The sequence below is a fragment of the Geodermatophilus saharensis genome, from assembly GCF_900188205.1.
In the GTDB taxonomy this organism is placed as follows: domain Bacteria; phylum Actinomycetota; class Actinomycetes; order Mycobacteriales; family Geodermatophilaceae; genus Geodermatophilus; species Geodermatophilus saharensis.
Genome location: NZ_FZOH01000001.1, coordinates 741,046 through 762,147, shown reverse-complemented (window position 1 = coordinate 762,147; position 21,102 = coordinate 741,046). Strand labels below are relative to the sequence as shown.

The following is a 21,102-nucleotide window of genomic DNA, read 5'->3' as shown; positions in this document are numbered from 1 at the left end:
CGTTCACGGCCCGGTGAGGAGGGGCCCCGCGAACGCTATTCCCCCCGGCGATCATGGGCCACTCGGGGCACGGGACGGCGAGAGCCCCCGGTCGGTGACCGGGGGCTCTCGCTGCGCTGTAGCCCCGAAGGGATTCGAACCCTCGCTACCGCCGTGAGAGGGCGGCGTCCTGGGCCGCTAGACGACGGGGCCGTGCGGTGGTGCGGTGGTGCGGTGGTGCTCTGAGGAGGTGGTGCTTCCTCGCTGGGGTACCAGGACTCGAACCTAGACTAACGGAGCCAGAATCCGTCGGGCTGCCAATTACCCCATACCCCAAGGTCTTGGCCGGCACCTCGCGGCGCCGGGGAGAACGATACCCGACGTCCCGGACGCCCGTGTCACCACCCCCGGGTCCGCGGGTCGGGGGCCGGGACGCGCAGGTCCCGCGCGCCGGTGAGCACCTCGTACCGCAGCCGCCGGCGCGAGCGCCCGACCGCCGTCACGTAGGCCGCCATCGCCAGGACCGTGAGCAGCAGGGACACCAGCCCGACCCCGGGCTCGACCTCGTCGGTGGCCACGCCCTCGCCCAGCGTCCCGGCGAGGGCGAAGACGACGACGTTGTTGACCGCGTGCAGGACGATCGCGGCCTCCAGCCCGCCGGTGAGCCAGACCACGGCCGACGCGGCGAGGCCGAAGACGAACCGGTCGAGGAAGGTGACGACGTCGCCGGGCGCGTGCGCCAGCGAGAACAGCGCGGCGGTCACGACCGCGGCGGTGACCGCCCCGGTGCGCGGGTTGCCCAGCCACCCGGCGATCGCCTGGCTGAGGTAGCCGCGGAACACGTACTCCTCGGCGGCCGACTGCAGCGGCGTGGTGAGCACCACGACCAGCAGCAGCCAGGCGAGGTCGTCGACCGGTCCGGTGGCGCCGGTCTCGCCGAAGGCGAAGCCCAGCCCCACCGACACGGCGATGCCGACGCCGAGGGTGGCCAGCGCCAGCAGGGTCAGCGGCGCGAACAGCCGCCAGCGCAGCCGCGCCAGCACCGACGAGGACCAGCCCGGCCGCATCCCGTGGGCGACCACCCACAGCAGCCAGACGATGGGGATCGCGACGATCAGCGAGAGGTTGGTGAGCAGCAGCACGCCCGGGTCGACCAGGTCCAGCAGCTGCAGGTCGGGCTCGACGCCGGTGAGCAGGACGGCGAGCACGACGACGAACGCCGCGACGGCGTAGGCGACGGTGAACAGCAGCAGGCCCAGCAGCGGCCGCCACCACGCCCAGTCCCGCGCGCGCATGACCAGCAGGTAGGGCACCGGCACGTCGTGCGGCGGGGTGCCCGGCGGCGGCGCCAGCACGACCCCGGGCGGGAGCGGCGCGGACCCGTGCGGGCCGGGCGGGGGCGGTGCCGGCCAGGCGTGGCCCGGCGGCAGGGGCACCGGCCCCAGCGGCCACGGCACCGGGCCGGCGGGCGCACCGGGACCCGCGCCGGCCCAGGGCGGCACTCCCGCGCCGAGCGTCCCGGGCACCCGCGCCGGCGCCCCGTAGGGACCGGTGGGCGGCGGGCCGGCGTAGGGCTCGTCGGCCGGGTCGCCGGGCCACGGCCCCCCGGGCGGCCCGCCGGACGGCGTGCTCATCCGCGGGTGTGGGTCTCGCGGGCGTTCTCGAGGCGGCGGACCGTGCGGTCGCGACCGAGCAGCTCGATGGACTCGTAGAGCGGCGGGGAGACCGTGCGGCCGCTGAGCGCCACCCGCACCGGGCCGAACGCCTGGCGCGGCTTGCGGCCCAGGCCCTCGACCAGCGCCTCCTTGAGCGCCTGCTCGATGCGCGGCGTCGTCCACTCCTCCAGGTCGCGCAGCGCGGCCGCGGCGGCGTCGAGCACCTCGCCGTCCTCGGGCCGGAGGTTCTTGGCCGCGGCCGCGGGGTCGACCTCGACGTCCTCCGTGAACAGGAACCCGAGCAGGCCGACGGCGTCGGAGAGCACCACCGTGCGCTCCTGCGCCATCGGCGCGATCGCGCGCAGCACCCGGTCCTGCCCGGGCGTGGGCGGGTCGGCGACCAGCCCGGCGCGGGCGAGGAAGGGCACCACCCGGGCGACGTAGTCGTCGACCGGCAGCGCGCGCACGTGCGTGGCGTTGATCGCCTCGGCCTTCTTCAGGTCGAAGCGGGCGGGGTTGGCGCTGACCCGGGTCACGTCGAAGGCCTCGACCATCTCGGCCGGGGAGAACACGTCGCGGTCGTCGGCGATCGCCCAGCCGAGCAGCGCCAGGTAGTTGACCAGGCCCTCGGGGAGGAAGCCCCGCTCGCGGTAGACGTCGAAGTTCGACTGCGGGTCGCGCTTGGACAGCTTCTTGTTGCCCTCGCCGAACACCAGCGGCAGGTGCCCGAAGCGCGGGGTGCCCTGGGCCACGCCGACGTCGGTGAGCGCCTGGTACAGGGCCAGCTGGCGGGGCGTCGAGGGCAGCAGGTCCTCGCCGCGCAGCACGTCGGTGACGCCCATCAGGGCGTCGTCGACCGGGTTGGTGAACGGGTAGAGCGGCACGCCGTTGCCGCGCAGCAGCACGAAGTCGGGCACCGACCCGGCGGCGAAGCGCACCTCCCCGCGGATGAGGTCGGCCCAGACCAGGTCGGTGTCGGGCATCCGCAGCCGCAACACCGGCTCGCGGCCCTCGGCGCGGAAGGCCGCCTTCTGCGCGTCGGTGAGGGAGCGGTCGGCGTTGTCGTAGCCGAGCTTGGGATCCTGACCGGCCGCCCGCCGCCGCGCCTCGACCTCCTCGTTGGTGGAGAAGGACTCGTAGACGTGCCCGGCCGCCACCAGCTTCGCGGCGACCTCGCGGTACACCTCGTGCCGCTCGGACTGCCGGTAGGGGCCGTGCGGGCCGCCGACCTCGGGGCCCTCGTCCCAGTCCAGCCCCAGCCAGCGCATGCAGTCGAGCAGGTGCCGGTAGGACTCCTCGGAGTCGCGGGCGGCGTCGGTGTCCTCGATGCGGAAGACGAAGGTGCCGCCGGTGTGCCGGGCGTGCGCCCAGTTGAACAGCGCCGTGCGCATGGCGCCGACGTGCACCAGGCCGGTCGGTGAGGGGCAGAAGCGGGTGACGGTCACCGGGCACCGCCGGCGGTGGAGACGGTGTCGGCGCCGCTGACGCCGTTGACCAGCGAGCCCAGGCCCTCGACGGAGCACTCGACGCGCTGGCCGGGCCGGATCGGGCCGACCCCGGCGGGGGTGCCGGTGAGGACGACGTCGCCGGGCAGCAGCGTCATGACCTGGGAGATGTGGGAGACCAGGGTGGGGACGTCGAAGAGCAGCTGGCTGGTGCGGCCGGCCTGCCGCGGCTCGCCGTCGACGGTGCAGGTGATCTCCAGGTCGGCGGGGTCCTTGCCCAGGCCGCGCAGGTCGGTCTCGATCCAGGGCCCCAGCGGGCAGAAGGAGTCGAAGCCCTTGGCGCGGGTCCACTGCCCGTCGGCCTTCTGCATGTCCCGCTCGGTGACGTCGTTGCCGATCGTGTACCCGAAGACGGCGGCCGGGACCTGCTCGGGGGTGAGGTTGCGGGCGCCGGAGCCGCCGATGACGACGGCGAGCTCGACCTCGTGGTGGACGTTGGTGCTGCCGGCGGGGATGCGGATGGCGTCGCCCGGGCCGATCACCGACGTCGAGGGCTTGAGGAACAGCAGCGGCCGCTCCGGGGCGTCCCCGGTGTCCATCTCCTTGACGTGCTCGGCGTAGTTCTTGCCGACGCAGACCACCTTGCTCGGCAGGATCGGCGAGAGCAGCCGCACGTCCGCCTGCGCGAAGCGCCGGCCGGTGAAGGACAGGGTGGCGAAGGGGTGGCCCTCGACCTGGGCGACCTGGCCGTCGCCGTCGAGGACGCCGAAGGACAGGCCCGAGGGCGAGGCGAAGCGGACGATGCGCACGCGGTCGAGGCTACTGACCCCGCGGGGCGCCGCCGTCCGGCCTACGGTGACCGTCGTGGCCTGCCGTCTCAGCGAGATCGTCGTCGACAGCCGCGACCCCGAGGCGCTGGCCGCCTGGTGGGCGGAGGTGCTCGGCTACCGGGTGCTCGGCCGCGACGAGGACGGCGCGGTCGAGATCGGCCCGGAGGCGGGGTTCGGCGGTGCCGCGCCCACGCTGGTCTTCACCCCCGTCGACCACTGGGAGCCGGCGAAGCCGCGGCTGCACCTCGACGTGAACGCCACCGACCGCGACCAGGACGCCGAGCTGCAGCGGCTTCTCGACCTCGGCGCCACCCGCGCCGACGTGGGGCAGAGCGGGGAGGAGAGCTGGCACGTGCTCGCCGACCCCGAGGGCAACCCCTTCTGCCTGCTGCGCCGCCGGCTCGACCCGCTGTGACACTGTCGTCCTCCGGACGACACCGCGGCCAGGAGCCGTCCCCGGCCGGGCGGAGCCCCCTCGGCCGCTCCTGCGCGGAGCCCTCCGGGCCCCACTCGGACCGACCACAGGAGATGCCGTGATCCTGATCGTCATCAAGTTCCCCGTCCGCCCCGACCGGATCGACGAGTTCCGGGCGAAGGCCGACGAGTACGCCGCGGCGGTGAACGCCGAGGAGGGCAGCCTCTTCTTCGAGTGGTCGCGCAGCGTGCTCGACCCGAACACGTTCGTCTGCATCGAGGGCTTCCGGGACTCCGACGCCGGCGCCTCGCACGTGGCCACGCCGCACGCGAAGGCGGCGTTCGACTGGATGTCGGACCTGGTCGCCGAGCAGCCGCAGATCATCTACGTGGACGCGCCGGAGGTCAGCGGCTTCGGCCCGATGGGTGAGGTCAAGCCCCGGGGCTGACGAGTGCGCGGCGACAGCGTGCGCCGGGGTGCAGGTGGAGCGCCCTCCGCTGCACCCCAGCGCACGCTGTGCCCGCCCAGCAGCCGACGGCGGGCCTGGTACGTCGCGAGGACGTCGCGCCGGCAGGCCCCGGGCGCACTCGTCAGGCGTCGGTAGCCGTACGCAGCGTCTGCCAGCCGACCGTCGCGAGCAGCGAGCCGCGGCGGATGCCGGGCCCGCCGGCTGGGCCACCCGGGCGGAGCTGCTCGATCGCACCAGCGAGCTGCACCTGCGCGCCCGCCGTCGTCAGCGGCAGTGGACGGCGTAGGTGAGGGCGTCGACGAGGGCGTGCCAGGAGGCCTCGACGATGTTGGCGTGGACGCCCACGGTGGTCCACTCCCCCACGCCGTCGGTGGTGTCGACCAGGACCCGCGTCGTCGCGCTCGTGCCGCCCTTCCAGCCGAGGATGCGGACCTTGTAGTCGGCCAGCGAGACGTCGGCCAGCTCCGGGTGGCGGCTCACCAGCGCCTGACGCAGCGCGTTGTCCAGCGCGTTGACCGGGCCGTTGCCCTCGGCGGTGCTGATCACCCGCTCGCTGGTGCCGTCGGCGCCGGGCAGGTGCACCTTCACCGTCGCCTCGCTGACGACGACGCCGTTGCCCCAGTGCTCGACGGTCGTCCGGTAGCTCTCCAGCGTGAACAGCGGCGCCGGGGCCCCGGGCAGCTGGGAGCGCAGCAGCAGCTCGAAGGAGGCGTCGGCGGCCTCGAACGACCAGCCGTCGGCCTCGAGGACCTTGACCCGGTCGACGACGCGGCCGACGGCGTCGCCGTGCCCGGCCAGGTCGACGCCGAGCTCGCGGCCCTTGAGCTCGACGGAGGCCCGGCCGGCCATCTCGGTGACCAGGATGCGCATGTCGTTGCCGACGACGGCCGGGTCGAGGTGGTTGTAGAGCTCCGGGCTGACCTTGATCGCGCTGGCGTGCAGGCCGGCCTTGTGCGCGAACGCCGAGGCGCCGACGTAGGGCTGGTGGTCGTCGGGGGCGATGTTGGCCAGCTCGGCGATCGCGTGGCTGACCCGCTGCAGCTCGGCGAGGCACTCCGGGGGGACCACCGGCAGGCCCATCTTGGTCACCAGGTTGGCCACCAGCGCGAACGTGTCGGCGTTGCCCGCCCGCTCCCCGTAGCCGTTGGCGGTGCCCTGCACGTGCGTCACGCCGGCCTCGACGGCGGCCAGCGAGTTGGCCACGGCGCAGCCGGTGTCGTCCTGGCAGTGGATCCCCAGCCGCCCGTCGACGCGGGAGCGGACCTCGGCCACCACCCGGCCCACCCCCATCGGCAGCATCCCGCCGTTGGTGTCGCACAGGACGCCGACCTCCGCGCCGGCGTCGAACGCCGCCTGCAGCACCGCGACGCCGTGGTCGGGGTCGGCGGCGTACCCGTCGAAGAAGTGCTCGCAGTCGACGAACACCCGGCGGCCGTGCGCGACGAGGAAGGCGACGGTGTCGGAGACCATCGCCAGGTTCTCCTCGAGCGTCGTCCGCAGCGCGTCGCGCACGTGCCGCACGTCGGACTTGGCCACCAGGCAGACCACCGGCGTCTCGGCGTCGAGCAGGGCGCGCACCTGGGGGTCGTCCTCCACCCGGACGCCGGCCTTGCGGGTGGCGCCGAAGGCGACGAGCACCGCGTGCCGCAGCTTGAGCTCGGTGCGGGCGCGGGCGAAGAACTCGGTGTCCTTGGGCAGCGCCCCCGGCCAGCCGCCCTCGATGTAGCCGACGCCGATCTCGTCGAGCAGCCGGGCGACGGCGAGCTTGTCGGCGACGGAGAAGCTGATCCCCTCGCGCTGGGCGCCGTCGCGCAGCGTGGTGTCGAAGACGTGGAGGTCGGGGGTGGCGGGGCGGTCGGTGGCCACGGGTGCTCCCGGGGGTTCGACGGCGATCAGGCCCCTCACACGAGAAAGACCCCCCGGGAACGGGAGGTCTGCGCGCGGTCGGGGCGGTGACCGCGCGCTAGCAGATGATGAGGGTGCTGCCGAGCAGGTGCATCGGCGCGGAGTCTAGCCCGTCGGTGAGGTGCCGGAGCGGCCTCCTGCAGGGACCCGCCGCGAGCCTGCGAGCGGTGGGGAGCAGGAGGGCCCTTCGTCAGCGACCGGCGAGGGCGGCCAGCCGGTCGCCGACCTCGGTGGTGCGGACCGGGCCGCGCGGGTCGCGGGTGGACAGGTCGAAGGCGACGGCGGCGTCGACCCGGCGCGCGAGGTCGGCGTGGCCGAGGTGCTCGAGCAGCAGCCCGATCGACAGCACGGTCGCGGTCGGGTCGGCGACGCCCTGCCCGGCGATGTCGGGCGCCGAGCCGTGCACCGGCTCGAACATGGCCGGGTTGGTGCCGGAGACGTCGAGGTTGCCGCTGGCCGCCAGGCCGATGCCGCCGGTGACCGCCGCGGCGACGTCGGTGACGATGTCGCCGAAGAGGTTGTCGGTGACGATGACGTCGTAGCGGCCGGGGTCGGTGATGAAGAACATCGACGCCGCGTCGACGTGCTGGTAGGCGACGGTGACCTCGGGGAACTCCGCGGACAGCTCCTCCACCGTCCGCGACCACAGCGACCCGGCGTGGGTGAGCACGTTGGTCTTGTGGATCAGGGTGAGGTGGCGGCGGGGCCGGGCGGTGGCCCGCTCGAACGCGTAGCGCACGACCCGCTCGACGCCGAAGGCGGTGTTGAGGCTGACCTCGGTGGCCACCTCGTGCGGGGTGTCGCGGCGCAGCACGCCGCCGTTGCCCACGTACGGGCCCTCGGTGCCCTCGCGCACGCACAGCATGTCGATCTCGCCGGGCTCGGCGAGCGGGCTGCGGACGCCGTCGAAGAGCCGGGCCGGGCGCAGGTTGACGTGGTGGTCGAGCTCGAAGCGCAGCCGCAGCAGCAGCCCCCGCTCGAGGATGCCCGGCGGCACGCCCGGGTCGCCGATGGCGCCGAGCAGGATCGCGTCGTGCCCGCGCAGCTCGTCGAGCACGGTGTCGGGCAGCAGCTCCCCGGTGCGCTGCCAGCGGGCGGCGCCGAGGTCGTAGGCCGTCGTCTCCAGGTCGGGCGTGACCGCACCGAGGACCTTGAGGCCCTCGGCGACCACCTCGGGGCCGATGCCGTCTCCCGCGATCACAGCCAGGCGCATGGCGAGGACCCTAGGTCAGCGCGGGTCGAGGTCGGCCGAGCGGGCCTCGCGCGCGCCGATGCGGCCGGCGATGTCGCCGAGCAGCTCCGCGCCGACCGGGCTGTCGACGACGACGGCCATGAGGGCCTCGCCGCCGCGGGTGGTCCGGCTGACCTGCGCGCCGGCGATGTTGATCCCGGCCTCGCCGAGCGCCGCGCCCACGGTGCCCACCACCCCCGGCCGGTCCTGGTAGAGGAAGAACAGCAGGTGCCCGGACAGGTCGAGGTCCATGTCGAACCCGTCCACCTCGACCAGCTTGGGCACCTGGTTCTTGCCGAACAGGGTGCCGGCGACGGCGATCTCCCGGCCGTCGGCCATCACGCCGTGCACCCGCACCAGGTTGCGGTAGTCGGGGCTCTCGACGTCGCTGGTCAGCGACACCTCCAGGCCGCGCTGCGCGGCCAGCAGCGGGGCGTTGACGTAGGTGACCTGCTCCTCGACGACGTCGGCGAACACGCCCCGGAGGACGGCGAGCTGCAGCACCGAGGCGTCGAACTCGGCCAGCTTGCCGCGGACGTCGACGGTGACCGACTGCGCCAGCCCGCCGGCGACGGCGGTGAACACGGTGCCCAGCTTCTCGGCCAGCGGCAGCCCGGGCCGGACGTCCTCGGCGACGACGCCGCCGGCCTGCACGTTGACCGCGTCGGGGACGAACTCGCCCTGCAGCGCCAGGCGCACCGAGTGGGCCACGGCGGTGCCGGCCTTGTCCTGCGCCTCCGTCGTCGAGGCGCCCAGGTGCGGGGTGACGACGGTGGTCGGCAGCCCGAACAGCGGGCTGTCCGTGGTCGGCTCCTGCGCGTAGACGTCGATGCCGGCGGCAGCGACCTGTCCCGAGCGCAGCGCGTCGGCCAGCGCCGCCTCGTCGACCAGCCCGCCGCGGGCGGCGTTGACGACGATGACGCCGCGCTTGGTGGTGGCCAGCTCCGCGGCGCCGATGAGGCCGAGGGTCTCCGGTGTCCTCGGCAGGTGGATGGTGATGAAGTCCGCCTCCCGGAGCAGCTCCTCCAGCGACACCATCCGCACGCCCAGCCCGGCCGCCCGGCCGGGCTGGATGTAGGGGTCGTAGGCGATCAGCGTGGTGCCGAAGGCGGCCAGCCGCTGGGCGACGAGCTGGCCGATCCGGCCCAGGCCCACGACGCCGACGACCTTGTCGGCGACCTCGACGCCGGTGAACCGCGACCGCTCCCAGGCGCCCCGGCGCAGCGACGCGTCGGCGGCCGGGATCTGGCGGGCGGCGGCCAGCAGCAGCGCGACGGCGTGCTCGGCGGCGCTGACGGTGTTCGACGTCGGGGCGTTGACCACCATGACGCCGCGCTCGGTGGCCGCGGCGACGTCGACGTTGTCCAGGCCGATGCCGGCGCGGGCGACCACCTTCAGGCCCGGCGCGGCGGCCAGCGCCTCGGCGTCGATCCGCGTGGCGCTGCGGATCAGCACCGCCGCCGCGTCGGCGAGGGCGGGCAGCAGCGCGGACCGGTCGGCACCGTCGACGTGGCGGATCTCGACGTCGTCGCCGAGGACCTGCAGGACGCTGGGCGCGAGCTCCTCGGCGATCAGGACGACGGGGCGCTGGGTCACGGGGCCACAGCGTAGGGAGCGACGCCGATCCGGGCCGGTCACGGGCCGGTCACGGGCGGGGAACTTCCCGTCCCAGGGGCCACGACACCCCGCCGACGGGGTAGTGGGTGTTTGCCGTCGTCCGGGGCGTCACAGCATCCTGGCGGCCAGCAGCGCCGGCACGGGCCGACGCCTCCGGAGGGGACCATGACCGACTTCAGCAAGGACCAGGGCCAGGGCCGGGACCCCGGGCGCGACCACGGACGCGACGCCGGGCAGGGTGGCGCCTCGCCGTACGGCGGACAGGACCAGCCGTACGGCGGACAGGACCAGCCGTACGGCGGACAGGACCAGCCGTACGGCGGGCAGGACCAGCCGGCCGGCGCGTCGCAGTACGACCCGCAGGGGCAGTCGTCCGGCCAGACCCCGGGACAGCCCCACGGGCAGCAGCCGGGGCAGTACGGCCAGCCCGGGCAGTACACCCAGCCCTACACCCGGCAGCCCCAGCCCCCGCAGCAGGAGTACGGCACCCAGCAGTACGGCCAGCAGTACGGGCAGGCCGGCTACGGCACCGAGCAGTACGGCCAGCAGTACGGCCAGCCCGGGTACGCCCAGCAGTACGGGCAGCAGGGCTACGGCACCGAGCAGTACGGCCAGCAGTACGGCCAGCCCGGGTACGCCCAGCAGTACGGGCAGGGCGGTGTCCCGGCGAAGCCCGGCAGCGTGGTGACGGCCGTGGTCCTCGGCTTCGTCTTCGGCGCCATCGGCGTGCTGTTCAGCCTGCTGCTGCTGTTCGCCGGAGCGGTGACCAGCAGCGCGGGCAGCGACGTCGAGAACGAGATCCCCGGCTTCGAGGCCGTCGCCGGCGCGCTCGGCGGCGTGCTCCTGGTCTTCGGCCTGCTGGCCCTCGTCTGGACGATCCTGATGATCTGGGGCTCGGTGTGGGCGCTCACCGGGCGCAGCCGCGTGCTGCTGCTCGTGGGCGGCGCGATCGCCCTGGCGGTCACGCTCCTGGGGCTGGTCGGGAACCTCGCCGACTCCCAGACCGCGGGGGCCGGCGGGATCATCACCAGCCTGCTGTTCTTCCTGGGCGCGCTGGCGATCGTCGTCCTGCTGTCCATGAAGCCGGCCGCCGCCTTCTTCGCCGCGCACCGCGCCCGCCGCGGGCGCTGACGGTGGGCGGCGGTCCGGTCCCCGGCCCCGGCGGGCCGGTCCCGCGCCCGGGATCGGTGGTCGCCGCGGGGGTGCTGGGGCTGCTGCTGGCCGCCTACACGCTGGTGTACGCGCTGCTGCTCTTCTCCGCGGTGTCGATCAGCCTCGGGTACGCCGTCGTCGGCGCCGTCTTCCTCGGCATCTCGGGGCTCGCCGCCGTCGGCGCCGTGCAGACGCTGCTGGGCCGGGGCAGCCGGCTGCTGACGGCCGGCGGTGCGGCGTTCGCGCTGCTCACGGGCCTGGGACTGGTCACGGCGCTGGTCACCGGCAGCGTGGGGCTGTGGCCCGTCGTCCTGCTCGCCGTGGGGGTCGCCGTCGCGGTGCTGCCCAACCGGCCGGCGTCGCGGTCCTGGTTCGCCGCCGTGCGCGAGCGCCGCTGACCGTCCCCCGGAGGAGGGACCGGCCGCGCCGCGCGCTCCCCACGGATCGTGTCCCCCGCCCTACACTCCGCCGACCGCCGACCCGGCGCCCGTCCCGTCCAGAGGAGATCCGCAGGCACATGACCAGCCCGAGCTTCGACGAGAACACGCCGCCGGGGGGTCAGCCCGGAGCCGGGGCACCCGGCCAGCCGTACGGGCAGCAGCCCTACGGCCAGCCCGTCCAGGGTCAGCAGCCCTACGGCCAGCAGGCGTACGGCCAGCAGGCATACGGCCAGCAGGCGTACGGCCAGCCGGCCCAGGGTCAGCAGCCGTACGGCCAGGCGGCGCCCTACGGCGGCTTCGGCGGCCCGTCCCCCCACGGCGGCGGCCCGGCCGGGCAGCGTCCCGGTCAGGTCACGGCCGCGGCGGTCATCGGTGTCGTCATCGGCGGCCTGGGGTCGCTCTTCGGACTCCTGGCGCTGCTGGGCATCGGCCTGCTGTTCGCGCTGAGCCCGCTCCTCGGGCTGGTCACCCTCCTGGCGATCGCCACCGCGGTGGTGGTGCTCGTGGGCGGCATCCAGGTGCTCACCGGCAAGGGTCCCCGGCTGCTGCTGCTGGGCAGCTACGCCTCGGTCGGCATCCAGCTGCTGACCCTGGTCGTCTCGCTGGCCGTCGGCGGCGGGTTCGAGTTCTCCGCGCTGCTCGGCTTCCTGCTGCCGGGGCTGATCATCTTCCTGCTGCAGCAGCCGCAGTCGAAGCAGTACTTCGCCTCGCGGGGCCTGTCCTACTGAGCCCCCGGGCCCGGACACGCGAACGGCCCCCGCTGCCCGTGGCAGCGGGGGCCGTTCGCGTCGCCGGACGCTACGAGCGGGCGGCGGTGCCGGTGTAGTCGTCGGAGGCCGACACCCAGCTCATCAGGCCGCGCAGCTGCCGGCCGGTCTCCTCGATGGGGTGCGCCTCGGCCTCGGCGCGGCGGCGCTTGAAGTCGGGGGCACCGGCGTCCTGGTCGGCGATGAACTCCGCGGCCCAGGAGCCGTCCTTGATGCGGGCCAGGACGTCCTTCATCGTCTCCTTGACGCGCGCGTCGATGACCCGCGGGCCGGAGGTGTAGTCGCCGTACTCGGCGGTGTCGGACACCGACCAGCGCTGCTTGGCGATGCCGCCCTCGTACATGAGGTCGACGATCAGCTTCAGCTCGTGCAGGCACTCGAAGTAGGCGATCTCGGGCTGGTAGCCGGCCTCGGTCAGCGTCTCGAACCCGGCGGTCACCAGGTGCGACATGCCGCCGCAGAGCACCGCCTGCTCGCCGAACAGGTCGGTCTCGGTCTCCTCGGCGAACGTCGTCCGGATGACGCCGGCGCGGGCGCCGCCGATGGCCTTGGCGTAGGACAGCGCCAGCTGCAGCGCCTCCCCGCTGGCGTCCTGCTCGACGGCGACCAGGCAGGGCACGCCCTTGCCGTTCTCGAACTCGCGGCGGACCAGGTGCCCGGGGCCCTTGGGAGCGACCATGGCGACGTCGACGCCGGCCGGGGGCTTGACGTAGCCGAACCGGATGTTGAAGCCGTGGCCGAAGAACAGCGCGTCGCCGTCCTGCAGGTTGGGCTCGATGGACTCGGTGTAGAGCGTCCGTTGCACGTGATCGGGCGCGAGCACCATGACCAGGTCGGCCTCGGCGGCGGCCTCGGCGGGGGTCACCACCCGCAGGCCCTCGGCCTCGGCCTTGGCCCGGCTCGTCGAGCCCTCGGGCAGGCCGACGCGGACGTCGACCCCGGAGTCGCGCAGCGACAGCGCGTGCGCGTGCCCCTGGCTGCCGTAGCCGATGACGGCGACGGTGCGCCCCTGGATGATCGACAGGTCGGCGTCGTCGTCGTAGAAGATCTCGGCGGCCATGCGGTGGTGCTCCTCTGGTGTGGTGCCTTTATCGCGATAAAGGCCGGTTCGGACGGTCGGGGTTCAGGCGCTGCGGTCGACCGGGCGCAAGGTACCGGCGCCGCTCATCGAGCGCGGCCCACGGCCCAGGGCGACGGTGCCCGACTGCGCCATCTCCTTGATCCCCAGCGGGGCGAGGACGGCGAGCAGGGCCTGCAGCTTGTCCGGCGTGCCGGTGGCCTCGAGGGTCACCGTGTCGGTGTTGACGTCGACGACGCGGGCGCGGAACAGCTCGGCGGTCTGCAGCACCGTGGTGCGCTCGGCCAGCGGCGCGCGCACCTTGACCAGCAGCAGCTCGCGCTGCACCGCCGCGCCGCCGTCCAGCTCGACGATCTTGATGACCTCGACGAGCTTGTTCAGCTGCTTGGTCACCTGCTCCAGCGGCGCGGACTCGGCGTCGACGACGATCGTCATCCGCGACAGGTCGGGGTTCTCGGTCGGCCCGACGGCGAGGGACTCGATGTTGAACGCGCGCCGGCTGAACAGCGCCGAGACGCGGGCGAGGACACCGGCCTTGTTCTCGACCAGGACCGACAGGGTGTGGCGGCTCATGCGTGGGTCCCCTAGACCTGGTTGTCGCCGAAGACCGGGCGCAGGCCGCGCGCGGCGAGGATGTCGTCGTTGCTGGCACCCGCGGCGACCATCGGCCACACCTGGGCGTCGGCACCGACGACGAAGTCGATGACCACGGGGGCGTCGTCGATGGCCATGGCCTTCTCGATGACGGCGTCGACGTCGTCCTTGGTCTCGCAGCGCAGCCCGACGCAGCCCAGCGCCTCGGCGAGGGCCACGAAGTCGGGGATGCGCACCGGCTTCGGGGTGCCGTCGGCGTTGCGCGCGTGCAGCCGCGTGTTCGAGTAGCGGCCCTCGTAGAAGAGGGTCTGCCACTGCCGGACCATGCCGAGGTTGCCGTTGTTGATGACGGCGACCTTGATCGGGATGCCCTCGATGGCGCAGGTGGCCAGCTCCTGGTTGGTCATCTGGAAGCAGCCGTCGCCGTCGATGGCCCAGACGGTGGCCTCCGGCCGGCCGTACTTGGCGCCCATGGCCGCGGGGACGGCGTAGCCCATGGTCCCGGCGCCGCCGCTGTTGAGCCAGGTGCCCGGCTTCTCGTAGCGGATGAACTGCGCGGCCCACATCTGGTGCTGGCCGACGCCGGAGGTGTAGACCGCGTCGGGCCCGGCGATCGCGCCGAGCCGCTCGATGACGTACTGCGGCGACAGCGAGCCGTCCTCGGGCCAGTCGTAGCCCAGCGGGTAGCGGGTGCGCCAGTCGTCGAGCTGCGCCCACCAGGCGGCGAGGTCGGGCCGGCGGCCGGCCTCGTGCTCGGCGCGCAGGGCGCCGACCAGCTCGGCGATCGTCTCCTTGGCGTCCCCGACGATCGGGACGTCGGCCCTGCGGTTCTTGCCGATCTCGGCGGGGTCGATGTCGGCGTGCACGACCAGCGCGCCGGGCGCGAAGGTGGACAGCTTCCCGGTCACCCGGTCGTCGAAGCGGGCGCCGAGGGCGACGAGGACGTCGGCCTTCTGCAGCGCGGTGACCGCGGCGACGGTGCCGTGCATGCCGGGCATGCCCAGGTGCTGCGGCGAGCTGTCGGGGAACGCGCCGCGGGCCATGAGGGTGGTGACGACGGGGGCGCCGGTGAGCGCGGCGAGCTCGGCGAGCTCGGCGGTGGCGCCGGCCTTGAGCACCCCGCCGCCGACGTAGAGGACCGGGCGGCGGGCGCCGGCGATCAGCGCCGCGGCCTCGCGCACCTGCTTGCCGTGCGGGCGGGTGGTCGGCTTGTAGCCGGGCAGGTCCAGCCGCGGCGGCCAGGCGAAGTCGGTGGTGGCCTGCAGGACGTCCTTGGGGATGTCGACCAGGACCGGGCCGGGGCGGCCGGTGGCGGCCAGGTGGAAGGCCTCGGCGATCCGCTGCGGGATCTCCGCGGCGTCGGTCACCAGGAAGTTGTGCTTGGTGATCGGCATCGTGATGCCGCGGATGTCGGCCTCCTGGAAGGCGTCGGTGCCGATCGCGGCGCTGGGCACCTGGCCGGTGATGGCCACGATCGGGACCGAGTCCATGTAGGCGTCGGCCAGCGGGGTCACCAGGTTGGTCGCGCCCGGGCCGGAGGTGGCCATGCAGACGCCGACCCGGCCGGTGGCCTGCGCGTACCCGGTGGCCGCGTGGCCGGCGCCCTGCTCGTGCCGCACCAGGACGTGGTGGACGTGCGAGTCGAACAGCGGGTCGTAGGCCGGCAGGATCGCCCCGCCCGGGATGCCGAAGACCACCTCGACCCTCACGGCCTCCAGTGAGCGGACCAGGCTCTGCGCACCGGTGATGCCCGACGCGGGCCGGGCGGCGGACTCGGCGATCGAGCGGGCCGTCGTCTCGACACCGGTGAGGGCGGCGGCGGCCTCTCGGCTTGCGGACTCGCTCGGGGTGGTGGTCATGCGGGGCGTCTCCTGGGCCGGACGTGCGGGGGCGTGCGGTTCGGGTGCCAGCTCGGGCAACAAAAAACCCCTCGTGCCGCGGGCACAGAGGGGGACAGCGCGTCGGTCGGGCGACCGGCGCGCTAGGCGACTACGAGGAGCTGGCAGGCGGAGGGCACGACGACACTGTGCGCCTCCGCCGCCGCGACGTCAACCAGGCCGTCCCACAGAGCGGGACGGGACCGCTCGGTTCATGGGACGGTGACGGGGACCGGGACGGCCCCGGCGAGCGGCGCGGGGTCGAACCCGTCGACGAGCGCGGGCAGCTCGGCGGCCGGCACGGGGCGGCCGATCAGCCAGCCCTGCAGGAAGGCGCAGCCCAGCCCGGTGAGCACCGCCAGCTGCTCCGGGGTCTCGACCCCCTCGGCGACGACGTCCATGCCGAGGGTGCGGCCGAGGTCGACGACGCTGCCCACCAGCGCCGCCCCGCGGGGGTCGGTGTCGATGCCGGAGACGAAGCCGCGGTCCATCTTCAGCACCTGCACGGGCAGCCGGGCGAGGTAGGCCAGCGACGAGTAGCCCTTGCCGAAGTCGTCGAGGGAGACGATGCAGCCCAGGGCCGAGAGCTCGGCGAGCTCGGCCAGCAGCCGCTCGTCGTCGTCCATGAGGACGCTCTCGGTCACCTCGATCATCAGCAGGTGCGCCGGCAGGCCGGAGCGCTGCAGGGCGCGCGTGACGTCCTCGACCAGGCAGCGGGCCTGCAGGTGGCGCACCGAGATGTTGACGCCGAGCTTGAGGTCGCGGCCGCCGGCCAGCAGCCGGGCGTGCTCGGCGGTCGCCGTCTGCAGCACCCAGCGCTGCAGCGGCACGATCAGCCCGTCCTCCTCGGCCAGGCCGATGAACTCCTCCGGGGACACCGGGCCGAGCTCCGGGTGGTCCCAGCGGACCAGCGCCTCGACGCCGAGGACGCGCTGCTGCGCGGTGCCGGCGACCGGCTGGTAGACCAGCCGCAGCTGGCCGCCGGTGAGGGCGCCGGGCAGGTCGCGGGCCAGCCGACTGCGCCGGGCGACCTCCTCGACGAGGGCCTCCCCCGACGCCCGCACGCCGTTCCTGCCCTGCGCCTTGACGGTGCGCAGCGCCAGGTCGGCCTCGCGGACGGTCGCCGAGACGTCGGCGCCGGGCAGCACCTCGGTGACGCCGACGCTGGCCGAGACGTGCAGCAGCGGGCCGGCCTCGCCGTGGCGGCGGGTGTGGTCCAGCCGGGCGACCAGCCGCTCGGCGAGGACCAGCGCGTCCTCGGGCCCGGCGTCGACGACGAGGGCGAACTCGTCACCGCCGAGGCGGGCGACCAGGTCGCCGGCGCGGGCCTCGGCACGCAGCGCGTCGGCCACCTCGCACAGCAGCCGGTCGCCCGCGTCGTGGCCGGCGACGTCGTTGACGGCCTTGAAGCCGTCGAGGTCGACCAGCAGCACGCAGGCGCTGCGGCCCCGGCCCGCGCGGTCGAGGGCGGCCTCGAGCGCGGCCATGAACCGGGCCCGGTTGGGCAGGCCGGTGAGCGAGTCGGTGTAGGCCATCCGCTCGAGCTCGCGGTGGGTGGCGCGGCGCTCGGTCACGTCGCGCAGGTGCAGCACCAGGCCGTCGCCGGCGCGCCGGTCGCCGGTGCGGGCGGCGCCGGACACCTCCACGTCGCGCCAGGTGCCGTCCTCGGTGCGCAGCCGGCCGGTGTCGGGCAGGCCGTCGGGGGTGCCGTCGCGCAGCGCCGCGGCGACCCGGGCGAGCAGGTCGTGGTCCTCGGGGTGCAGCAGGTCGGCCAGCGCCCGGCCGCGCAGGTCGGCCTCGGCGCGGCCGAGCTGGGCCTGCACCGGCCCGGTCGCCGAGGTGATGGTGCCGGTGCCGTCCAGGACCACGGTGACGGCGTCGCCGCTGTGCACCAGCGCCCGGAACCAGCCCTCGGTCCGCTCCAGCCGGCGGGTGAGGCGGGCGGCGTCGAGGGCCCAGCACAGCGTGCGGGCGGAGGTGAGCAGCAGCAGGACGGCGGCACCGCCGGCCTCGGCGACGGTCAGCGGCCGGCCGGCGACCACGCCGGCGCTGAGGCTGACCAGCGCGGCGGTGGCCGCGACGTGCGCCAGCACCCCGCCGCGCAGCGGCAGTGCGCGGCGCCGCCCGCCGTCCGGGGCGACCGCGCCGGCGCCGGTGGGGTCGGCGGCCGCGGCGCACAGGGCGGCGCCGAGCGCGCCCAGCCAGGCGAGCACGGTCAGCACGCCCCACAGCCGGGCCTGCCCGGCGTCGGGGACGGAGCGGAGGGCGGCGTTGCCGAGCGCGCCGGCGGCCATGGCCCCGAAGGCGGTGAGCAGCCAGCCGGCGGCGCGGCGCCGCTGCTCGGACACCGCGGTGACGGTGACCAGGCCGACGCCGCACAGCAGCGCCCCGACCAGGGGGTGGCCGCCGGCGACCGTCCCCGGCGTGCCGGCGGCGCGGACGACGTCGGCGAGCAGGACGCCGCCGAGCAGCACCACGGAGGCGGTGACGACGACGCCGTCGAGCAGCACCCGGCTGCCGAGCCGGCGCTGCGCGCGCGGCGGCAGCAGGCAGACCGCGGCGGCGACGGCGACCGGGCCGGCGAGCAGCGTGGGGAGGTCCCCGGCGCCGCCCGTGGCCGGACCGCCCGACGGGGAGGCGACGGTGAGCAGCTGGCCGAGGGCCAGCAGGCCGGCGGCGCCGGCCAGCACCCGCCACGGGCGGCCCGACCGCCCCGGCCGGCGGCCGGCCGACCCGGCGAGGACGGCGGCGGCGGCGCCCGCGGCGAGCGCGAGCGCGCCGTGCACCAGCCCGGCGGCCCCGGGGGCACCGGTCAGCGAGACGGCGGTCGCACCGGCGGCGAGCACGACGAGCAGGCCCAGCGTGGCGGGGACGGCGCGCGGGCGCGGGTCAGGCACCGCGCACCACCGGGACCACCCGCGTCTCGTCACCGTCGGCCGACAGCCCGACCAGGCCGGGCCACAGGGCGCCCGCGCCCTCGCGCAGCACCTGCACCAGCTCGGCCGGCGGCAGCGGACGGGACAGCAGGAAGCCCTGCGCGAAGCCGATCCCCAAGCCGCGCAGCACGCCCAGCTGCGCGGGGGTCTCCACGCCCTCGGCGACGACGTCGAGGCCGAGCGTGCGGCCGATGGTCACCACCGACTCGCACAGCGCGCGGCTCTGCCGGTCGCGGTCGACGCGGGAGACGAAGGCGCGGTCGAGCTTGAGCACGTCGATGGGCAGCCGCACGAGGGTCACCAGCGAGGAGGAGCCGGTGCCGAAGTCGTCGAGCGCCACGTGCACGCCCATGAGCCGCAGCGCCTGGATGTCGCCGGCCGCGGGGCCGTCGTCGGCGAGCACGGTCGCCTCGGTGATCTCCAGGACCAGCCGCTCGGGCTCCAGGCCGGAGGCCGACAGCGCGGCGGCGACGTCCTCGACCAGCGTGCGGGCGGCGACGTGGACGGCGGAGATGTTGACGCCCAGCCGCAGCGGCAGTCCCTCCACCAGCGGCAGCGCGGCGGTGACCGTGCAGGCCTCCCGCAGTGCCCAGCGCTGCAGGTCGGCGATGACGCCGGCGCGCTCGGCGACCGGGACGAACTCGCGCGGCGGGACGTCGCCGAGCTCGGGGTGCCGCCAGCGCAGCAGCGCCTCGACGCCGGTGACCCGCTGCTCCTCCATCGACACGATCGGCTGGAAGGCCACCCACATCTCACCGCGCGCGGCGGCGCCGGCGACGTCCTCCCGCAGCCGGTCGCGGCGGACGGCGGCCGCCCCGAGCGCCGGGGTCCACACGGTGGCGCGCGCCGAGCCGGAGGTGCGGGCGGTGGCCACGGCCAGCTCGGCGCGGGCGGTGAGCTCGGCGACGTCGAGGCCGGGCCCGGCGGGGACGACGCCGACGTCGCCGGTGAGGTCGAAGACGCCCGCGGGCGTGGCCACCGGCTGCTCGACGACGGCCAGGCAGCGGTCGGCGAGCAGGGTGGCGGTGCCGGGCGGGCCGGCGGCGAGGACGCCGAACGTGCCGCCGGCGATGCGGGCGACCACCTCGTCGCCGCGGACGGTGGCGCGCAGCCGCCGGCCGAGCTCGACCAGGACGGCGGACACCGTGTCGCGGCCGGCGTCCTCCCGCACGGCGTCGAGGCCGCGGACGTCGACCAGCAGCACGGCCGAGCCGGTCGGGTCGGCGGTCGGGTCGGCGGTCAGGGCGGCGGTGAGGGCGGCCTCCCAGCCGGCCCGGTTGGGCAGCCCGGTGAGCCCGTCGGTGTAGGCGACCTCCTCCAGCGCGCGCTCGCGGGCCTCGCGCTCGGTGACGTCGCGGCAGTGCAGCACGACCGCGGCGACGGCGTCGTCGGCGCGCAGGTCGGAGACGCTGGCCTCGAGGTGGCGGGTGCTCCCGGCGGCGTCGCGCACCCGCAGCACGACCAGCCCGTCGGGGGCACCGTCGAGGGCACGGCGCAGCCGGGCGGCGTCCTCGGGGTCCATCGTCCCGGGCCGGCCGGGGGCGCCGCCGAGCAGGTCACGTCCGGTCAGGTCGCCCGGCGCGACGCCCAGCAGCGCGGTCAGCGCCGGGGACGCCCAGTCCACCCGCAGCCGGCGGTCGAGGACGAGCACCGCCTCGCGGGTGGAGTGCAGCAGGTTGCGGAAGTAGGCCTCGTCGTGGCGGAGACGGGCGCTGCGCTGGTGGTCCTCGCGGGCGGTGACCCAGCGGTGCGCCGCGGACAGCGCCACGCACAGCAGCGCGCCGGCGAGGGTGACCCAGGTGGGCCCGGTGCCGAGGGCCAGCGACCCGACGACGATGGCGACCACGACGACCAGGGCGAGCTGGGGCAGCACCGACCGCAGCTGGACGGCGGGGCCGCTGACGGGGACGCGGGCCGCGTCGGGGTCGGCGGCCGGGCCGGGGTCGAGCGAGCGGGCCAGGACCAGCAGCGCCAGGCCGACGACGACGGCGACGCGGGTGGCCGCGACGACGTCGGGCGCGCCGAGGAGCGCGGCCGAGGTGCCCGCACCGCGGGCGCTGGCGAGCAGGACCAGCGCGCCGAGCAGCACGGCGGCCATGCGCTGGCGGTGCGCCTCGACGGCCCCGAGGACGGTGAGCGCGGCGGCCATGACCGCGCCGGTGGCCACGACGGCGGCACCGAGGACGAGCTGCGCGCCGAGCGAGAGGGCAGTCCAGCTGTTGCCGGGGCCGACCATCAGCACCTGCATGACCACCAGCGCCGCCGCGCCGAACAGGGCCAGCTCGAGCACCGTGCGCGGGCCGGTGCGGCGCAGGCCCGCGCGACCGGCCATGCCGAGCAGCGCGGCGACGGTGACGACGTAGCCGGGGACGGTCGGCAGCCAGCGCAGCACGACCTGGTGCAGCACCGTGTCCGGCTGCGCCGTCCACGAGACCAGCAGCGCGAGGACGGGGAACAGCGGCGCGAGGGCGAGCAGCCGCCACGGGCGGTCGGCGGCCTCGCCCGAGCGGCTGGCGGCCCACAGCGCGGCCGCCGTCGCCACCCCGGCGAGGCCGGCGACGACGTCCCCGGACAGGTGCAGGGCCGGGTCGACGGCGGCGGCGACGCACACCGCGACGGCCGGCACGGCCGCCGCGAACAGCCACCTCGTCCGTCGGTCCACACCCCGGGGATCGGCACCCCGGCCGACCGGGGACACCCGCCGGGGCGCCC

16 protein-coding genes and 2 tRNA genes are annotated in these 21,102 nt (G+C 75.4%); 5 read left to right on the top strand and 13 right to left on the bottom strand.

Annotated features, from left to right (window positions below; translation table 11 throughout):
* Nucleotides 1-119 precede the first annotated feature (119 nt).
* From CHC04_RS03620 to CHC04_RS03600, 5 genes are all read right to left on the bottom strand, one after another.
* Nucleotides 120-192: transfer RNA gene (locus CHC04_RS03620), tRNA-Glu, on the bottom strand.
* A gap of 51 nt (nucleotides 193-243) precedes the next feature.
* Nucleotides 244-315 (bottom strand) — tRNA-Gln (locus CHC04_RS03615).
* A 62-nt stretch (nucleotides 316-377) separates the two neighbouring features.
* Complete coding sequence (locus CHC04_RS03610; RefSeq protein ID WP_089402473.1) at nucleotides 378-1,613, bottom strand: CPBP family intramembrane glutamic endopeptidase; 1,236 nt, start codon at nucleotides 1,611-1,613, stop codon at nucleotides 378-380.
* Complete coding sequence (gene gltX, locus CHC04_RS03605; RefSeq protein ID WP_089402472.1) at nucleotides 1,610-3,079, bottom strand: glutamate--tRNA ligase; 1,470 nt, start codon at nucleotides 3,077-3,079, stop codon at nucleotides 1,610-1,612. Before gltX ends, CHC04_RS03610 begins: the two co-directional genes overlap by 4 nt.
* Nucleotides 3,076-3,888, bottom strand: a complete 813-nt coding sequence (locus CHC04_RS03600) for a fumarylacetoacetate hydrolase family protein (protein WP_089402471.1) — start codon at nucleotides 3,886-3,888, stop codon at nucleotides 3,076-3,078. Before CHC04_RS03600 ends, gltX begins: the two co-directional genes overlap by 4 nt.
* Before the next feature lie 55 nt (nucleotides 3,889-3,943).
* Here CHC04_RS03600 and CHC04_RS03595 point away from each other — a divergent pair, with 55 nt between their 5' ends.
* On the top strand, nucleotides 3,944-4,324 hold the full coding sequence (locus CHC04_RS03595) for a VOC family protein (protein WP_089402668.1): 381 nt from the start codon (nucleotides 3,944-3,946) through the stop codon (nucleotides 4,322-4,324).
* A gap of 118 nt (nucleotides 4,325-4,442) precedes the next feature.
* A complete protein-coding gene (locus CHC04_RS03590; RefSeq protein WP_089402470.1) occupies nucleotides 4,443-4,772 on the top strand; it encodes a putative quinol monooxygenase in 330 nt (109 codons plus the stop codon).
* A gap of 285 nt (nucleotides 4,773-5,057) precedes the next feature.
* Here CHC04_RS03590 and cimA read toward each other — a convergent pair whose 3' ends face one another.
* The 3 genes from cimA to serA form a co-directional block, all read right to left on the bottom strand.
* On the bottom strand, nucleotides 5,058-6,659 hold the full coding sequence (gene cimA / locus CHC04_RS03585) for a citramalate synthase (protein ID WP_089402469.1): 1,602 nt from the start codon (nucleotides 6,657-6,659) through the stop codon (nucleotides 5,058-5,060).
* A 229-nt stretch (nucleotides 6,660-6,888) separates the two neighbouring features.
* Nucleotides 6,889-7,911: a 3-isopropylmalate dehydrogenase gene (locus tag CHC04_RS03580; RefSeq protein ID WP_089402468.1), complete on the bottom strand. Its 1,023-nt coding sequence runs from the start codon at nucleotides 7,909-7,911 to the stop codon at nucleotides 6,889-6,891.
* 15 nt (nucleotides 7,912-7,926) lie between these two features.
* Nucleotides 7,927-9,525: a phosphoglycerate dehydrogenase gene (gene serA / locus CHC04_RS03575; protein WP_089402467.1), complete on the bottom strand. Its 1,599-nt coding sequence runs from the start codon at nucleotides 9,523-9,525 to the stop codon at nucleotides 7,927-7,929.
* Nucleotides 9,526-9,711: 186 nt separating this feature from the next.
* On the opposite strand from serA, the gene CHC04_RS03570 reads away from it, so the two are divergent.
* The 3 genes from CHC04_RS03570 (at nucleotide 9,712) to CHC04_RS23380 (ending at nucleotide 11,866) form a co-directional block, all read left to right on the top strand.
* A complete protein-coding gene (locus CHC04_RS03570; protein WP_089402466.1) occupies nucleotides 9,712-10,677 on the top strand; it encodes a purine-cytosine permease family protein in 966 nt (321 codons plus the stop codon).
* 56 nt (nucleotides 10,678-10,733) lie between these two features.
* Nucleotides 10,734-11,096 (top strand): hypothetical protein, encoded by a 363-nt coding sequence (locus CHC04_RS03565; RefSeq protein WP_141233681.1) that lies wholly within the window; start codon nucleotides 10,734-10,736, stop codon nucleotides 11,094-11,096.
* 119 nt (nucleotides 11,097-11,215) lie between these two features.
* Nucleotides 11,216-11,866, top strand: a complete 651-nt coding sequence (locus CHC04_RS23380; RefSeq protein WP_141233680.1) for a hypothetical protein — start codon at nucleotides 11,216-11,218, stop codon at nucleotides 11,864-11,866.
* Nucleotides 11,867-11,936: 70 nt separating this feature from the next.
* Here CHC04_RS23380 and ilvC read toward each other — a convergent pair whose 3' ends face one another.
* The 5 genes from ilvC to CHC04_RS03535 all read right to left on the bottom strand — a co-directional run bounded on the left by ilvC (nucleotide 11,937) and on the right by CHC04_RS03535 (nucleotide 21,052).
* Nucleotides 11,937-12,965: a ketol-acid reductoisomerase gene (gene ilvC, locus CHC04_RS03555; protein WP_089402464.1), complete on the bottom strand. Its 1,029-nt coding sequence runs from the start codon at nucleotides 12,963-12,965 to the stop codon at nucleotides 11,937-11,939.
* A gap of 63 nt (nucleotides 12,966-13,028) precedes the next feature.
* Nucleotides 13,029-13,556 (bottom strand): acetolactate synthase small subunit, encoded by a 528-nt coding sequence (ilvN, locus tag CHC04_RS03550; protein WP_089402463.1) that lies wholly within the window; start codon nucleotides 13,554-13,556, stop codon nucleotides 13,029-13,031.
* Between the two features lie 11 nt (nucleotides 13,557-13,567).
* Nucleotides 13,568-15,436 (bottom strand): acetolactate synthase large subunit, encoded by a 1,869-nt coding sequence (locus CHC04_RS03545; protein WP_176449806.1) that lies wholly within the window; start codon nucleotides 15,434-15,436, stop codon nucleotides 13,568-13,570.
* A gap of 230 nt (nucleotides 15,437-15,666) precedes the next feature.
* A complete protein-coding gene (locus CHC04_RS03540; RefSeq protein WP_089402462.1) occupies nucleotides 15,667-18,351 on the bottom strand; it encodes a putative bifunctional diguanylate cyclase/phosphodiesterase in 2,685 nt (894 codons plus the stop codon).
* Nucleotides 18,344-21,052 carry a putative bifunctional diguanylate cyclase/phosphodiesterase gene (locus CHC04_RS03535; RefSeq protein ID WP_141233679.1) on the bottom strand — a complete coding sequence of 903 codons (2,709 nt, stop codon included), beginning with the start codon at nucleotides 21,050-21,052 and terminating at the stop codon, nucleotides 18,344-18,346. Before CHC04_RS03535 ends, CHC04_RS03540 begins: the two co-directional genes overlap by 8 nt.
* Between the last annotated feature and the right edge of the window lie 50 nt (nucleotides 21,053-21,102).

Bases quoted from the DNA above. Each gene is read 5' to 3' on its own strand.
- CHC04_RS03610 (WP_089402473.1), bottom strand. From the start codon at position 1,613: ATGAGCACGCCGTCCGGCGGGCCGCCCGGGGGGCCGTGGCCCGGCGAC.
- CHC04_RS03580 (WP_089402468.1), bottom strand. From the start codon at position 7,911: ATGCGCCTGGCTGTGATCGCGGGAGACGGCATCGGCCCCGAGGTGGTC.
- CHC04_RS03570 (WP_089402466.1), top strand. From the start codon at position 9,712: ATGACCGACTTCAGCAAGGACCAGGGCCAGGGCCGGGACCCCGGGCGC.
- CHC04_RS23380 (WP_141233680.1), top strand. From the start codon at position 11,216: ATGACCAGCCCGAGCTTCGACGAGAACACGCCGCCGGGGGGTCAGCCC.
- ilvC (WP_089402464.1), bottom strand. From the start codon at position 12,965: ATGGCCGCCGAGATCTTCTACGACGACGACGCCGACCTGTCGATCATC.
- ilvN (WP_089402463.1), bottom strand. From the start codon at position 13,556: ATGAGCCGCCACACCCTGTCGGTCCTGGTCGAGAACAAGGCCGGTGTC.
- CHC04_RS03545 (WP_176449806.1), bottom strand. From the start codon at position 15,436: ATGACCACCACCCCGAGCGAGTCCGCAAGCCGAGAGGCCGCCGCCGCC.